The sequence below is a fragment of the Actinomadura sp. WAC 06369 genome (assembly GCF_003947565.1).
Classification (GTDB): domain Bacteria; phylum Actinomycetota; class Actinomycetes; order Streptosporangiales; family Streptosporangiaceae; genus Spirillospora; species Spirillospora rifamycini.
In genome coordinates this window covers 1-456 of record NZ_QHJN01000434.1, presented here as the reverse complement: position 1 = coordinate 456, position 456 = coordinate 1, and the positions used below count along the sequence as shown (strand labels likewise).

General features: G+C 68.2%; 1 protein-coding gene. It reads left to right on the top strand.

The annotated features are described in order from the left end of the window. On the top strand, positions 1–456 hold a 456-nt coding region (locus DMH08_RS40740), incomplete at both ends, for a terpene synthase family protein (protein WP_233618091.1).

The window sequence follows — 456 nt, the reverse complement described above, 5'->3', positions numbered from 1 at the left end:
TTCCGCGCCTCCGTCGAGCACATGGTCGAGAGCTGGGTGTGGGAGCTGAACAACCACCTCCAGGGCCGCGTCCCCGACCCCGTCGACTACGTCGAGATGCGCCGCCACACGTTCGGCTCCGAGATGACGATGGCGCTCTCCCGCATCGAGCACTCCGCCGAGATCCCCGCCGAGGTGTTCCGCACCCGCACCCTCCGCGAGATCGACGTCTCCGCGATGGACGTCGCCTGCCTGATGAACGACGTCTTCTCGTACCAGAAGGAGATCGAGTACGAGGGCGAGCTGAACAACGGCCTGCTCGCCGTCCAGCACTTCTTCGACTGCGGCCGCGACGAGGCCCTCCCGATCGTGAACGACCTCATCACGTCCCGCCGCCGCCAGTTCGAGCACCTCGTCGCCAACGACCTCCCGCTCGTCTGCGACGACTTCGCCCTCGACGGCCGCGCCCGCGCGGCC